This window comes from Terrabacter koreensis, from assembly GCF_054783315.1.
On record NZ_BAAGQU010000015.1, the window covers coordinates 121,647 to 136,001 of the forward strand.

General features: G+C 71.4%; 13 protein-coding genes. 3 read left to right on the forward strand and 10 right to left on the reverse strand.

The window, feature by feature from the left end; all coding sequences use genetic code 11:
• The 5 genes from ACYVNR_RS21540 to ACYVNR_RS21560 form a co-directional block, all read right to left on the reverse strand.
• Positions 1–654, reverse strand: coding sequence for a succinate dehydrogenase cytochrome b subunit (locus tag ACYVNR_RS21540; RefSeq protein ID WP_461050989.1), 654 nt, complete (start codon positions 652–654; stop codon positions 1–3).
• 194 nt (positions 655–848) lie between these two features.
• Positions 849–1,604: a succinate dehydrogenase/fumarate reductase iron-sulfur subunit gene (locus ACYVNR_RS21545; RefSeq protein WP_461050991.1), complete on the reverse strand. Its 756-nt coding sequence runs from the start codon at positions 1,602–1,604 to the stop codon at positions 849–851.
• Entirely contained in the window at positions 1,601–3,532 is a 1,932-nt protein-coding gene (locus tag ACYVNR_RS21550) for a fumarate reductase/succinate dehydrogenase flavoprotein subunit (RefSeq protein ID WP_461050993.1), read from the reverse strand. The genes ACYVNR_RS21545 and ACYVNR_RS21550 overlap by 4 nt, the downstream gene beginning before the upstream one ends.
• The gene (locus ACYVNR_RS21555) at positions 3,532–4,377 is read right to left on the reverse strand and encodes a hypothetical protein (protein ID WP_461050995.1); all 846 of its coding nucleotides are present in this window, start codon (positions 4,375–4,377) and stop codon (positions 3,532–3,534) included. Before ACYVNR_RS21555 ends, ACYVNR_RS21550 begins: the two co-directional genes overlap by 1 nt.
• A 109-nt stretch (positions 4,378–4,486) precedes the next feature.
• The gene (locus ACYVNR_RS21560; RefSeq protein WP_461050997.1) at positions 4,487–5,683 is read right to left on the reverse strand and encodes a glycosyltransferase family 4 protein; all 1,197 of its coding nucleotides are present in this window, start codon (positions 5,681–5,683) and stop codon (positions 4,487–4,489) included.
• 120 nt (positions 5,684–5,803) lie between these two features.
• On the opposite strand from ACYVNR_RS21560, the gene ACYVNR_RS21565 reads away from it, so the two are divergent.
• Together ACYVNR_RS21565 and ACYVNR_RS21570 are read left to right on the forward strand one after the other, a co-directional pair.
• Complete coding sequence (locus ACYVNR_RS21565) at positions 5,804–6,772, forward strand: SDR family NAD(P)-dependent oxidoreductase (RefSeq protein WP_461050999.1); 969 nt, start codon at positions 5,804–5,806, stop codon at positions 6,770–6,772.
• A 49-nt stretch (positions 6,773–6,821) separates the two neighbouring features.
• The gene (locus ACYVNR_RS21570; RefSeq protein WP_461051001.1) at positions 6,822–7,550 is read left to right on the forward strand and encodes an O-methyltransferase; all 729 of its coding nucleotides are present in this window, start codon (positions 6,822–6,824) and stop codon (positions 7,548–7,550) included.
• Between the two features lie 6 nt (positions 7,551–7,556).
• On the opposite strand, the gene ACYVNR_RS21575 is transcribed toward ACYVNR_RS21570, so the two are convergent.
• The 5 genes from ACYVNR_RS21575 to ACYVNR_RS21595 form a co-directional block, all read right to left on the reverse strand.
• Positions 7,557–8,372, reverse strand: a complete 816-nt coding sequence (locus ACYVNR_RS21575) for a GNAT family N-acetyltransferase (RefSeq protein WP_458802600.1) — start codon at positions 8,370–8,372, stop codon at positions 7,557–7,559.
• 63 nt (positions 8,373–8,435) lie between these two features.
• Positions 8,436–9,995: a glycosyltransferase family protein gene (locus tag ACYVNR_RS21580; protein ID WP_461051003.1), complete on the reverse strand. Its 1,560-nt coding sequence runs from the start codon at positions 9,993–9,995 to the stop codon at positions 8,436–8,438.
• Positions 9,992–11,077, reverse strand: coding sequence for a mannose-1-phosphate guanylyltransferase (locus tag ACYVNR_RS21585; RefSeq protein ID WP_461051005.1), 1,086 nt, complete (start codon positions 11,075–11,077; stop codon positions 9,992–9,994). The genes ACYVNR_RS21580 and ACYVNR_RS21585 overlap by 4 nt, the downstream gene beginning before the upstream one ends.
• Before the next feature lie 103 nt (positions 11,078–11,180).
• The gene (locus tag ACYVNR_RS21590; RefSeq protein ID WP_461051007.1) at positions 11,181–12,785 is read right to left on the reverse strand and encodes an ABC transporter permease; all 1,605 of its coding nucleotides are present in this window, start codon (positions 12,783–12,785) and stop codon (positions 11,181–11,183) included.
• Positions 12,782–13,735, reverse strand: coding sequence for an ABC transporter ATP-binding protein (locus tag ACYVNR_RS21595; protein WP_461051009.1), 954 nt, complete (start codon positions 13,733–13,735; stop codon positions 12,782–12,784). The genes ACYVNR_RS21590 and ACYVNR_RS21595 overlap by 4 nt, the downstream gene beginning before the upstream one ends.
• A 78-nt stretch (positions 13,736–13,813) precedes the next feature.
• On the opposite strand from ACYVNR_RS21595, the gene ACYVNR_RS21600 reads away from it, so the two are divergent.
• Positions 13,814–14,311, forward strand: a complete 498-nt coding sequence (locus ACYVNR_RS21600) for a GbsR/MarR family transcriptional regulator (protein WP_045187393.1) — start codon at positions 13,814–13,816, stop codon at positions 14,309–14,311.
• The last annotated feature ends 44 nt before the right edge of the window (positions 14,312–14,355 follow it).

Genomic DNA, 14,355 nt, shown 5'->3' on the forward strand with positions numbered 1-14,355 from the left:
TCAGTTCCCCTTGACGATTCCGAACAGGATGGCGAGCGGCGGCAGGGCGAAGCCGACGGAGGTGACGAACGCGATGACCAGGGCGGCCAGCTTGGCGCGCTTGCGGGCCCGGGCGCTGCCGGCCCAGCCGAGGGTCTGCGTGGCGCTCCAGACGCCGTGCCACAGGTGCATGCCCAGGGCGACGAAGGCGAGGACGTAGATGAGGACGACCCACCACACCTGGAACGAGCTGATGACGAGCTTGCCGGGGCTGGTGCCCACCACGTCGTCGCCGACGTTGAACTTCACGATGGTGAACTGCAGCAGGTGCCAGACGAGGAAGAGCAGGATCGCGACGCCACCCCAGCGCATCGCCGTGCTCTTGACCGTCGCCCTGGCCGCCTCCTTGGCGACGTAGCGCGTCGTGCGGGCCCCGCGGGCGCGGCTCCACAGGTAGAACGCGGAGTACGCGTGGGCGACGAGCGCGACCACGAGGACGATGCGGAAGAGCCACAGGAAGCCGCCGAACGGCAGGATCGGCGTGAACATCGTGCGCAGGTGGTGCGCGTACTCGTCGAACGCCTCGACCCCGGCGAAGATCTTGAGGTTTCCGTACATGTGCGCCAGCACGTAGAACACGAAGAGCGCGCCCGAGCCCGCCATGAGGAGCTTCATGAAGACGGTGGTCCGGCGAACCGAAGCAGGTCTGTTCGATCCCTTGACCGGGAGAGTGTTTGTCGCCACGCAGGAACCTTATCCCCGCGCTCGAGCCGGATCGCCCGCCTACCCTCCGGTACGGGGTGAGTGTGACCATTTCCACTGTGACCTGCGGCTCACCCCCCAATCGAGAGAATGCTCCGTCACCGCCCTCAGGGCTTGCGTCGGCCGATCTTGTTGCCGAGCCACACGAGCGGGTCGTAGCGCTTGCCGACGACGCGCTCCTTCATCGGGATGATGCCGTTGTCGGTGATCCGGATGTGCTCGGGGCAGACCTCGGTACAGCACTTGGTGATGTTGCACATCCCGATGCCCTGCTCGTCCCGGGCGAAGTCGGCCCGGTCGTCGCGGGCGTCGAGCGGGTGCATGTCGAGCTCGGCGGCACGGATGAGGAAGCGAGGCCCGGCGAACGCCTCCTTGTTCTCCTCGTGGTCGCGCACGACGTGGCAGGTGTTCTGGCAGAGGAAGCACTCGATGCACTTGCGGAACTCCTGCGAGCGCTCGACGTCGACCTGCTGCATCCGGTACTCGCCCGGTGCCACGCCTTCGGGCGGCGCGAACGCCGGGATCTGCCGGGCCTTCTCGTAGTTGAACGACACGTCGGTGACGAGGTCGCGGATGACGGGGAAGGCGCGCATCGGTGTGACGGTCACCGTCTCGGTCTCGGTGAACGTCGACATCCGGGTCATGCACATGAGCCGCGGGATGCCGTTGACCTCCGCGCTGCACGAGCCGCACTTGCCGGCCTTGCAGTTCCACCGCACGGCGAGGTCGCCGGACTGGGTGGCCTGGAGCCGGTGGATGATGTCGAGCACGACCTCGCCGTCGTTGACCTCGACCGTGTAGTCGACGAGCTCACCGCCGCTCGCGTCGCCGCGCCACACCCGGAACTTCGCGTCGTAGCTCATGACCCGCTCCCGTCCGTCGCCTCTGTCGCGCCTCCGGTGGCCCCGACCGCGGCGAGCTCCTCGGGCGTGAGGTACTTCGCCAGCTCGTCGCGCTGGAAGAGGTCGAGCAGGTCCCCCCGCATCGGCGGCATCGGCTGCTCCTCCACGCGTATGCCGTCGCCCTCGGTCGAGCAGATGAGGTTGCGTCCGCGCCAGCTGGCATCCATCTTCGGGTAGTCGTCGCGTGTGTGCCCGCCGCGGGACTCCTGTCGCAGCAAGGCTGCTCGCGCCACGCACTCGCTGACGGCGAGCATGTTGCGCAGGTCGAGCGCGAGGTGCCAGCCGGGGTTGAACTGCCGGTGGCCCTCGACGGTCAGGTGCTTCGCCCGCTCCTTGAGCTCCTCGAGCTTGGTGAGGGCGGCCTCGATCTCCTCCGCCTTGCGGATGATGCCGACGAGGTCGTTCATCGTCTGCTGCATCTCCTGGTGGAGGGTGTACGGGTTCTCGCCACCCTCCTCCTCGAACGGCGCGAGCGCGGTCGTGGCCGCCTCGTCGAGGGCCGACTGCGGCACGTTCGGGCGGGCGTCGCCGAGCCCCCGGACGTATGCTGCCGCGCCGGCTCCCGCGCGGGCGCCGAAGACCAGAAGGTCGGACAGCGAGTTGCCGCCGAGCCGGTTGGACCCGTGCATGCCTCCCGACACCTCACCTGCGGCGAAGAGGCCGGGCACCCTTGCGGCTGCGGCGGTGTCGGGGTCGACCTCGACGCCACCCATGACGTAGTGGCACGTGGGCCCGACCTCCATCGCCTCCTGGGTGATGTCGACGTCGGCGAGCTCCTTGAACTGGTGGTGCATCGACGGCAGCTTCTTGAGGATTTCCTCGGGGCTGCGCCGCGACGCGATGTCGAGGAAGACCCCGCCGTGTGGTGACCCCCGACCGGCCTTGACCTCGGAGTTGATGGCGCGCGCCACCTCGTCCCGGGGGAGCAGCTCGGGCGGGCGCTTGTTGTTGTCGGGGTCGGTGTACCAGCGGTCACCCTCCTCCTCGGTCTGGGCGTACTGCCCCCGGAAGACGTCGGGCACGTAGTCGAACATGAAGCGCTTGCCCTCGGAGTTCTTGAGCACGCCCCCGTCGCCGCGCACCGACTCGGTGACGAGGATGCCCTTGACCGACGGCGGCCAGACCATGCCGGTCGGGTGGAACTGGATGAACTCCATGTTGACGAGGGTGGATCCGGCCCGCAGCGCCAGGGCGTGGCCGTCGCCGGTGTACTCCCACGAGTTGGAGGTCACCTTGAACGACTTGCCGATGCCGCCCGTCGCGAGCACCACTGCGGGAGCGTTGAACCGGACGAAGCGGCCCGACTCGCGGAAGTAGCCGAAGGCCCCGGCGATCGTGCCGGTCTCGTCCTGCAGCAGGTCGGTGATCGTCACCTCGGCGAAGACCTTGAGCCGCGCCTCCGGGTCGCCCGACTCGCGCTGGTCGTCCTGCTGCAGCGAGACGATCTTCTGCTGCATCGTGCGGATGAGCTCGAGGCCGGTCCGGTCGCCGACGTGGGCGAGGCGGGGGTACTCGTGCCCACCGAAGTTGCGCTGGCTGATGCGGCCGTCGGGCGTGCGGTCGAAGAGGGCGCCGTAGGTCTCGAGCTCCCAGACGCGGTCAGGCGCCTCCTTGGCGTGCAGCTCGGCCATGCGCCACGAGTTGAGGAACTTGCCGCCGCGCATCGTGTCGCGGAAGTGCACCTGCCAGCTGTCGTGGCTGTTGACGTTGCCCATGCTCGCGGCGATGCCGCCCTCGGCCATGACGGTGTGCGCCTTGCCGAAGAGGGACTTGCAGATGATGGCGGTGCGCAGTCCGGCCTCGCGGGCGGCGATGGCGGCCCGGAGGCCGGCCCCGCCGGCGCCGACGATGAGGACGTCGTAGTCGTGGGTCTCGAGCTCCGCTGCCATCAGTTGTAGAACCTCAGATCGGTCAGGGCCCCGGACGCGACCAGGGCGATGTAGAGATCGGTGACCAGCAGGGTGCCGAGGGTGGTCCAGGCCAGCTGCATGTGCCGGGTGTTGAGCCGGGACACGATGGTCCAGGCGCGGTAGCGCAGCGGGTGCTTGGAGAAGTGCTTGAGGCGCCCGCCGATGAGGTGTCGGCACGAGTGGCACGACAGCGTGTAGAGCCAGAGGAACGCGGCGTTGGCGAGCATGACGATCGTGCCGAGGCCGACCCCGACCCCGCCGTCCTTGCCGTGGAAGCCGTCGAAGGCGTCGAGCGTATTCATCCCCGACACGACGACCGCGGCGTAGAAGAAGTAGCGGTGCGCGTTCTGGAGGATCAGCGGGAAGCGCGTCTCGCCGGTGTACTTCGCGTGCGGCTCGGCCACGGCGCAGGCGGGCGGCGACAGCCAGAAGGCTCGGTAGTAGGCCTTGCGGTAGTAGTAGCAGGTGAGGCGGAAGCCGAGCAGGATCGGCAGGAGGAAGAACGCGTACGGCACGAGCGGTGGCATCTCACCGAGCCACGTGCCGACGTGGCGCGCGTCGGGGTGGCACGAGGCCGTCACGCAGGGTGAGTAGAACGGCGTGAGGTAGTGGTACGTCGCGACGAAGTAGTCACGCTGCATCGACGTGCGCACGAGCGCGTACAGCAGCCACAGGACGATGAGCGTGAACGTCACCGCCGGCGGGAACCACCAGCGGTCGCCCCTCAGGGTGCGCCACGGGATCTGCGCCCGACCCGGTGATCCGACGCCTCCGGCCATGGATCCACCTGATCGGGACCCGGGGTCGAGCGTCGTACCACTCATCGTGCGAACCTCCACCGTCGTTGGTTGGGCGCGTTCGGCCACTCTAGTGTCACGTGCGTCACAGATGGGTGGACTCGCCCCAAGGCCGTCCTGCGGGGGCGGCGGCCAGTCAGGCCGCTGGCGTCTGGACCCTGCTCCGCCGGTGGGCCCGAGACGCGATCGCGTCCTCGTAGTGCCCGACGAGGCCCTCGACGACGTGTGACCACGACCGGTGGCGTACGCGCTCGTGCCCGCGGCGGCCGAGCTCCCGTGCGTGAGAGGGGGACTCGAGCACCCGGCTCACCTGCCGCCTGAGGTCGTCCGGGTCGTCGGGCTCGAAGAGGTAGCCGTTGAGGCCGTCTGTGACGAGGTCGACGGGGCCGCCGGCCCGGGGCGCGACGACGGGTAGGCCGCTCGCGCCGGCCTCCTGGATCGTCTGGCCGAACGTCTCGGCCGTGCCGGTGTGCACGAAGACGTCGAGGCACGCGTACGCCCTCGCGAGGTCGTCGCCGTGGCGCGACCCGAGGAAGGCGGGTGGGCGGTTCGGGCGGCAGGGGGAGGCGGCGACCGCCTCGGAGAGCGCGGCGCCGACGGCGTCGCGCGACGGGCCGTCGCCGACGACGACGAGCCGGGTCCCGGGGAGGTCGGCGAGCGCGGCGAGACGCTCGACCTCCTTCTCGGGGGCGAGCCTGCCGACGTAGCCGAGGAGGCGCTCACCCTCCGGGGCCAGCTCGCGGCGCAGCGCGCGGGAGAGCGCGTCCTGCCGCCAGGCGGGGTTGAAGAGGGCGGCGTCGACTCCCCGGCCCCAGAGCGCGGTCCGCGGCACCGCGTGCGCCCGGAGGTCGGCGAGTGCGGCCGACGACGGCGCGAGCGTGAGGTCGGCCCACGAGTGGATTCGACGGATCCAGCGCCACGTCGTCGCGGCGGCCGCGGTGCCTGCCGCGCCGGGCGTGTGCTGGCGCACGTAGGCCGCCATGTCCGTCTGGAACACCGCCACCGTCGGCAGGTCGAGAGCGCGCGCGGCCGCGAGGCCGCGCGCCCCCAGCACGAAGGGGCTCGCGACGTGGACGACGTCGGGACGGAAGTCCTCCAGCACCCTCTCGATCTCGGGTGTCGGCAGGCCGACGTCGAACTGGCGCACGGGCAGGGAGGCGACCCGGTGCACGTCTGCCCCTCCGTAGCCGCCCAGGCGCGCCGCCCGGGACCGGGGCGCGACGACGACGACGTCGTCACCTCGTGCCCGCAGCTGCTCGACGACCCGGCACACGCTCGTGGTGACGCCGTTGACGCTCGGCAGGAACGACTCGGTGACGATGGCGACTCGCACGTCTCCACGCTGTCGATCCAGGGCGGTGACCGGGCGACGGCTCGGGGTGTGTCCGGTGACGTGCCGGTGACAGCCTCGTGCACTGCCGCGTTCTCCGCTGGGCACGCCTAGGGTGGGCGCATGGTTCTCGGTGAGGCAGCGGCGGCCGTCGACTGGCTGATGGACAAGTCCCTCGTGCTCGGCTACACGAAGATCGGTCCCGCAGTGCGGCGAGCCTGGTGGCCGGCTGACCCGGCCCCCGGTGCGCTCGTCGGACGCCACGTCCTCGTCACCGGCGCGAGCGGGGGGCTGGGACTCGCCACCGCGCGGGGTCTCGCGCGACTGGGCGCGACGGTCCACCTCACCGGCCGTGACGCCGGGCGGCTCGACACGGCTCGAGCGTCGCTGCTCGACCGGGAGCCGCTCGCGGAGGTGGTCGTCCACGTCGCCGACGTCAGCGACCTCGCCGCCACGGCCCGGTTCGCACGTGACTTCATGGCCGACGTGCCGCGCCTCCACGCCGTCGTCCACAACGCCGGGGTCATGCCGCCGCGGCGCAGCACGACCCCGGAGGGGCACGAGCTCACCCTCGCGACGCACGTGCTCGGGCCGCACGTGCTGACCCAGACCCTGCGACCGGCGCTCGCCGACGGCCGCGTCGTCGTCGTCACCTCGGGTGGCGCCTACGGGCAGCGGCTCGACGCCGCCGACCCCGAGTACACCAGCGGTGACTACTCCGGAGTGACGGCCTACGCCCGCACCAAGCGGATGCAGCTGGTGCTCACCGAGCTCTGGGCGGGCGACCTTGCTGCGGAAGGGATCCGGGTCAACTCGATGCACCCTGGCTGGGCGGCCACGCCCGGCGTCACGGAGTCGCTGCCGCGCTTCGCGGCGCTCACCGGACCGCTGCTGCGCGACGCCGACCAGGGGGCCGACACGGCGGTGTGGCTCGTGGCCACAACAGACGTCACCGGCACCGGCGGGTTCTGGCACGACCGCCGACGACGACCCACGCACTACGCGCCCGTAGGGGTCGAGACGCACGAACAGGTCGAGCAGTTCAGGACGTTCGTGGACGACGCGACCCGCCAGGCGCTGTCCACGTCCTGATCCGGCGAAAGGAGCTCGGCGCGCGGCGGCCTCACCTATGCTCCGGCGCATGGATCTCGAGTACTGGCGGCGCGCCCTTGCGGCTCTCGCCGGCCGGCTGCAGGACCGTGAGTTCCGGCGAGACTGGCTGAGCGCAGGTCTCGAGGTGCGCCCTCGCGCGCCGTTCAGGTCCCTGTTCGAACGCTTCCCCGAGCTCGAGCACCGCGCGATCGACGTCGGCCGGGTCACCTATCGACGGTCGAACATGGACCCTCTCGAGCAGTACTGCATCAGCGCCGTGGTCGAGATGACCCGGCCCGACCGGATCTTCGAGATCGGCACGTTCGACGGCGCCACCACGCACGTGCTGGCTCGCTCCGCCCCGGAGGCTGAGGTGTTGACGCTGGACCTGCCACCGGAGTCTGCCGTTCTCGCATCGGTCGCTCAGGAGGCCACGCACGCCGGCGCGGGAGAGGTCGGCTCCCGGTTCCGCGACACCCCGGAGGCCAGTCGCATCACCCAGCTGCTCGGAGACAGCACGACCTTCGACTACACCCCGTGGGAGGGCGCGGTCGACCTCGTCCTCGTCGACGCGGGCCACGAGTACGAGAACGCCCGGGCTGACTCGCAGGCGGCACTCCGGCTGCTGCGACCGGGCGGGGTCATTCTCTGGGACGACTACGAACCCGGGTGGCCCGGTGTCGTGAGGGCCGTCGACGAGCTGCAGCTTCCCGTCGTCCGTCTGACCCCCGGGCTTGCGGCCTACTTCGACCCGTCGCCGCGTCAGCCCAGGGGCTGAGCCCCGTCACGCAGGCGACTCCGTCCTCAGCCAGCAGGTCCACCGCTCGATGCGGAGAAAACCGAGCCGCTCGTAGACGGGCTGGCCGTCGTCGCTGGCGATGAGTACGGCTCCCTGCTCGGGCCACGTGGTCGTCGCGGCCCACGTGAGCGCCGCGCCGGCACCCCGGCCGCGGGCGCTCCCGAGCACCGCGACGTTCTCGACGACGGTCACCCCGGCCGCCGAGTGCGCCGCCGACGTGGCGACGGGACGTCCGTCCAGATAGCCGACGAAGACCCGGGTCGCGGCACCCACGACGTCCGGTCGGTAGAAGTCGCCCGGAGGGAGGTCGTCCATGTCCGGCATGGGGTAGCCCTCGACGAGAACGCGTTCCGCGTCCCGGAGCTCGGTGGGGGTGGTCGCCTGCCGCACCTCCACCTGGGTGGTCGGAGCCCGAGTGCCCGCCGAGGTCGGCCGGAACATCAGCGGGGGGTGTCCCACGAGCTCGAAACCGTGCGCCGTAAGGTCGGGCGCGGGGAACGGGCTGATGACGATTGCGGAGACGCCGTCGGGGTATGCCGCCGAAAGGGCGGACATGGTCGCCGTCCAGCTGCGGGGCGGGCAGGTCACGATCGCCCAGTTGAGCAGGGCGCTCGCGCCGCCACCCCGACCGGCGCACCATCCGTGTCCCTGGGCGAAGTGGCCCCGCGCCGCCTTCGTCAGGGCGCGCGCCCACGACACGTGTGCCAGCACCCCTTGCCGCACCAGGGAGTCGGCGGCCGGGAGGTCGTCCTCCCAGCCGTTCGTCAGGTACTCGCCCTCGTCGGGCAGCATCGAGGTCATGGGTCCACTGTCGACCCGGCCGCCGTCGTCCGTGGAGCGAACGACGAGATCGACGCGCACGCCTCAGGTCGGGCGCCTCACGCAGACCTGCGCGCCCGTCGAGGGAACGCAGTCGTAGCCGGTCGACACGAGCACCCGGACCCGCTCGATGTAGTCGTTCCAGGAGGAGGCACCCTCCGTCGGCACGGCCGAGTCGTCGATGATCAGCGCGTCGGCCCCGTGCAGGCAGGTGGCGGTCGAGCCCAGGATCGCCGCGGACTCGATGAAGGCGTACTGGTGGAACCGCGGGCACTCGAGGACGAGCCCTCGGAGGCCGAGCGCGTGCGCCTCGGTGTCGTTGGAGCCGACCCGGGCGTAGGTGCGCACCTCGGGCAGCGACGCGACGAGGGCGCTCGCGGGCGACTCCTGTTGGAGGGCGGCGAGCGCCAGAGGGGCTTCGCGGGTCGCCTGGACGTAGAAGGTCGGGTGCAGGGCCCCGCCGACGGCATACGCCGTGACGAGCGCCGCGGCGACCCGGGTGGGAGGCCCGAGGCCGCGACTGCTCGCCGCACCCAGCCCGCCGCGCGATCCGAGCAGGGTGGTGGCGAGCACGAGTGCGACGACCGCGGGCACACTCATCGTCTGGCCGTGGTGCGGCCACGTGGCAGTCGCGCCGAGGACGAGCAGGCTCGCGACGAACGTGTTGAGGGTGAGCGATGCGAGCAGTGCCGGGACTCGGAGGTCGGCACCGGTCACGTCGAGCGGCCGGGGCGCGCGTTCCTTCCAGGCCGGGACCCCGGCCCACACGATCACGGCGACGACGGCGACCACCGTGAAGAGGGCGGTTTTCGGGGAACCCTCCGGAAACGCCCGCAGCAGGTGTCCCACGGGGCCGCCGTGGCGGGACGAGAAGACCTCCCCGTCGGCGTAGAGCAGGTTGGCTCTGAGGTTCGCGACCCAACCACCGAGCTCGTCACGCACGGCGAGAAGTCCGATCCCGGCAGCGAGAGCGGTCAGCCCGGCCAGGGCGGTGCGCACGGCGCCGGTCCACGACCGGTGGTGCCATACGCACGTGAGCACGCCGACCGCCGCGACCGGGACGAGAGTGACCTTCGTCAGGACGACGAGCCCGACGACGGCACCGGCGAGGACCCACTGCCGGCGAGTGGCAGCGGCGACGGCCCAGAGAGTGAGGGCGACGCCGGGCAGGTGGGTCATGCCCGGGACGTACGCCGGGCCGGTCAGGACCACGGAGGCGAGAGCGGCCATCAGCGCGGCCCAGCTCCGGCCGAGGCCGGACGTGCGTGCCAGCGACCATGCGGCGGAGCACGCGAGCAGCGCCCAGAGGATCTCGACGGCGTAGTCGGCGAGCGGCGAGACGAACCGCCCGAGCGCGAGGACGTAGTAGAAGACCGGGTCCTTGTTGTCCCAGACGTCGACGTAGAGGCGGTCGCCGCTCAGGAGGCGCTCGGCCACACTGGCATAGGTTCCGTGGTCATCAGACTGCGGGCTGGGAACGAGGCGCACCGCGCTCATCGCGGTCGCGAGCACCGCGGCGAGCGCGATCGACGTCACCTTCACGGCTCGCGGGCGCGACGCCTCGCGGTCGTGCGTCTCCTCGGGGGCCCGCGGAGCGGACGTCATGTCAGCTCGGTGCGGTTCTGCGCAGTCAGCATCTCGACGACCTTCTTGACGTCCTGGGCCCGGTCGGGGCGCGTGATGAGCAGTGCGTCCTGGGTGTCGACGACGACGAGGTCGTCGACACCGATGAGGGCCACGAGACGTCCGCCCGTGGCGACGGTCGCGGTCGAGTCGATGGCGACGATGTCGTCGACGGGCCCGATCGCCGTGATGCCCGGGAGCGCCGACTCGCTGACGAGTCGGGTCAGCGACGCGAAGTCGCCGACGTCGTCCCAGCCGAACGATGCCGGCACGACCGCCACCCGGCCGGCAGCCGCAGCCGGCTCCGCGACGGCATGGTCGATCGCGATCTTGTGCAGCGACGGCCACAGGTCGCGCATCCGCCGCGGGTCGGCGGCGATGATGCGCAGGCTGTCGACCATGTCGGCGTGGTTGACCGCCAGCAGCTCGAGCAGTGTTGTGGCGCCGACGACGAACATGCCGGCGTTCCAACGATATTCGCCGGTCGCGAGGTAGCGGGTCGCGGTTTCACGGTCGGGCTTCTCGACGAACTCCTCCACGCGGCGGGCGCTGGGCGCCTCGTCCACCCCGAGCGAGTCCCCGACCTTGATGTAGCCGAAGGCCGTCGAGGGATCGGTCGGCTCGACGCCGATGGTCACGAGCTCGCCACGTCGCGCCAGCGCCGCGGCCTCGGTGACGGCGCGGTGGAATGCCTCGGTGTCGCGGATGACGTGGTCGGCGGCGAACGAGCCGATCATCGCCTCGGGGTCGCGTCGCTCGAGGATCGCGGCGGCGAGCCCGATCGCCGGCATCGAGTCGCGCGGCGAGGGCTCGGCGACGACCGCGTCGTAGCCGAGCATCGGCAGCTGGCGGCGGACTGCGTCCTCGTGGGCGGCGCCCGTCACGACGAGGATGCGGTCGTCGACGAGCGGGGAGAGGCGGTCCCACGTCTCGCGCAGGAGCGACTGGCCCGACCCGGTGAGGTCGTGGAGGAACTTGGGGGAGTGGCGGCGCGAGATCGGCCACAGCCGGGTGCCGGACCCCCCAGCGGGGATGACGGCCCAGAGCCCGGGGATGTCGGTCATGCGCACACCGTACCGATGGGTGGCGCGCGCTCCGGTGGAACGCGCGCGACCGGCGGGTGACGTGGGTGGGCGGCCGACGGCATACGTCCTCGGGCGTATGCCGTCAGGCGTGGATGTCGCGACGGCGCAGGCCTGCCAGCCCTGCCGCCGCCACGGCGGCCGCGACCGCGACGAGCAGGACGAGCGGCAGCACGCGCCCCTCCTGGGCCGGCATCGACGGCACGTGGCCGAAGGGGGAGAGGTTCATCATCCAGTCGGGCAGACCGAGCACCGGGACGAGCTCGCTGAGCAGCAGGAAGGTGATGAGGGCAGCCCAGGACAGCCCGGTGAGGCGCGGCACCCAGCCGACGAGCAGCAGCGCCACGGCCACGCAGACCCAGATGGCGGGCACCGTGACGAGAGCTGCCGGCACGAGCCGGCCGACGGATGCCGCGACGTCGCCGGTCCGCTGGGAGTCGGCGGCTCCTGCGACCAGGCCGACGAGGGCCATGACGACGGTCGTCGAGGTGAGGGCGACGAGCAGGTGCGAGACGGCCCAGGCGAGGCGGGATGTCGTAGTGAGCAGCATCTCCGCGCGCAACGAGGTCTCCTCGGTCCGCAGCCGCGTCACGATCGAGATGCCCATGGCGGCGACGGCGAGCGCGACGATGTGCAGCTCGGTCGTGAAGAAGACGTCGATGAGCTCCACCTGTGCGCCCGCTGCCCCCGACAGCTTGCGCAGCAGGTCGAGGGTGGTGTCGGATCCGTTGAGCGACTCGAGGTTCGCGGCGATCGAGCCGACGACCGACCCGATGACGACGGCGCTGACGCCCCAGCCGATCAGGGTGCCGCGCGCGAGCCGCGTCGTCAGCGCGCCGACGCTGCGCATCGAGCCGCGTGGTCGGCCCGGGCGGCTCGGCAGCAGGCCGGCGCCGAGGTCTCGGCGCTCCCGCAGGCGGTAGGCGAGCGCGACGAGCAGCACGAAGGCGGCGAGGCCGAGCCAGAAGGGCCACAGCCGGTTGTCGCCGTAGGGCGAGACCTTCTGGCCCCAGCCGAGGGGCGAGAGCCACGTGAGGAACCGCACCGGGTTGTCGTCGCCGGCGGTGTCGCCCAGGGCGCGCAGCAGGAAGGCGGCCCCGAGGGCGCCGAGGGAGAGGGCGGCCGTGCCGCGGGTGGTCTCGGTGAGCTGGGCCGCGACCGCGGTGATCCCGACCCACGACAACCCCATGACCAGCCAGCAGACCCCGAAGGCGAAGGAGCCGCGGGCATCGAGTCCGACAGCGGCGAGGGACGCGGCGGTGAGCGCGGACGTCGCCACCACCGTCGCGGTGCCGAGGAGGAGCGCGGCGGTCAGCGGTGACCGTCGTTCGATGGCGCCGGCGCCGAGCAGCTCGAGCCGGCCGGCCTCCTCCTCGGTGCGGGTGTGCCGCCGCACGACGATGTACGCGAGCAGGCACACGAAGACGCCACCGAGCAGCACCGACTTGAAGACGGCGAAGGAGTCGAGCGTCAGGCTGGTCATCGGGCCGTAGAGCGCGACGCTGGCCGGGTTGGCCACGAGCGGGCGGATGATCTCCAGCGCGCTCGACAGGCTGGGGTAGAGGTCGATCGTGGCCTGGGCCGACCCCGCGGCGAAGGCCACGAGCGCGAGCACGCTGACGGGGATGAGCAGGCGGTCGCGGCGCGAGGCGAGGCGCAGGAGCGACCCGGTGCCGGCGAAGGTGCTCATCGCGTCGTCGCCGCCTCGGCCGTCGAGCTGGGTCCAGCCAAACTGCCTTGTGCTGCAACGGGTCTGGCGCGGTACTGGTCCATGAAGAGCTCTTCGAGCGTCGGGGGAGCGCTCGTGAGGGTCTTGATGCCGTGCTGACCCAGCAAGGCGAGCAGCTGGCCGAGGTGCTGGGTCTCGACGGCGCACACGACGTGGTGGTCGGCGACCGAGACGTCGGCGAGCCCGGGCACCGCGTGCAGCTGGTCGGCGCTGATGGGCCGCTCGAGCGTCGCCTCCACGGTGGTGCGCGACAGGTGGCGCAGCTGCTCCAGCGTGCCGGACTCGACGTTGCGCCCCTCGCGGATGATGCTCACGCGGTCGCACAGCGACTCCACCTCGCTGAGGATGTGGCTCGACAGCAGGATCGTCGTGCCCTGCCGGCGGCGCTCGCGCGCGGCCTCCTTGAACACGGCCTCCATGAGCGGGTCGAGGCCCGAGGTGGGCTCGTCGAGGATGAGCAGCTCGACGTCCGACGACAGGGCCGCGACGAGCGCGACCTTCTGCCGGTTGCCCTTGGAGTAGGAGCGGCCCTTCTTCGTCGGGTCGAGGTCGAAGCGCTCGAGCATGTCGGCACGGCGCTTCTCGTCGAGCCCGCCGCGCAGCTTGCCGAGAAGGTCGATCACCTCGCCCCCGGTGAGGTTGGGCCAGAGCGCGACGTCGCCGGGCACGTAGGCGAGGCGACGGTGAAGGGTCTCGACCTCGCGCCACGGGTCGCCGCCGAGCAGCGTGGCGGTGCCGCCGTCGGAGCGGAGCAGGCCGAGCAGGATGCGGATCGTCGTCGACTTGCCGGCGCCGTTCGGCCCGAGGAAGCCGTGGATCTCTCCGGCCGACACCTCGAGGTCGAGTCCGTCGAGGGCGACCGTGCGGCCGAACGTCTTGCGCAGGTCGTGGACCTGGATCGCGGAGGTCATGAGATCGACGGTACACAGGATTCACGTTTTCCTGAATACTATGAGCGCAAGACGCAGCCGACCGACGAAGGAGTGACGATGGGTGATCGCGACGAGCGAGCCGTGGCCGCCTACGTCGAGCGCTTCGGCAACGTGCTGACCGAGGCCGGCATGCCTCGGCTCGCGTCGCGGGTCTTCGCGCAGCTGCTCGCCGACGACGACGGCCGCATGACCGCCCTCGAGCTCACCGAGGCGCTGGACGTCAGCCCTGCCGCCGTGTCCGGTGCGGTCCAGTACCTGACGCAGACCCACCTCATCGGCAAGGAGCGCGAGCGCGGCTCGCGGCGCGACGTCTACGTCGTGCACCTCGACGCCTGGCACGACGCGATGCTGAGCCGCGACCGCCTGCTCAGCCAGATGGAGTCCTCGGTCCGGTCCGGGCTCGACGCCGTCGGGGGCGTCGGCAGCGCTGCCGGGCGCCGGCTCGCCGTGTCGGTGGAGTTCCTCGACCACATCGCCCGCGAGATGGCCACCATGCACGCGAGCTGGGAGCGCCGCCGCGCCCAGATCACCGCCGACTGGCCCGTCGACCCCTGACCCGTCGAGAGGCCGATGTATGCCGCCTCACCGGCACCCGACGC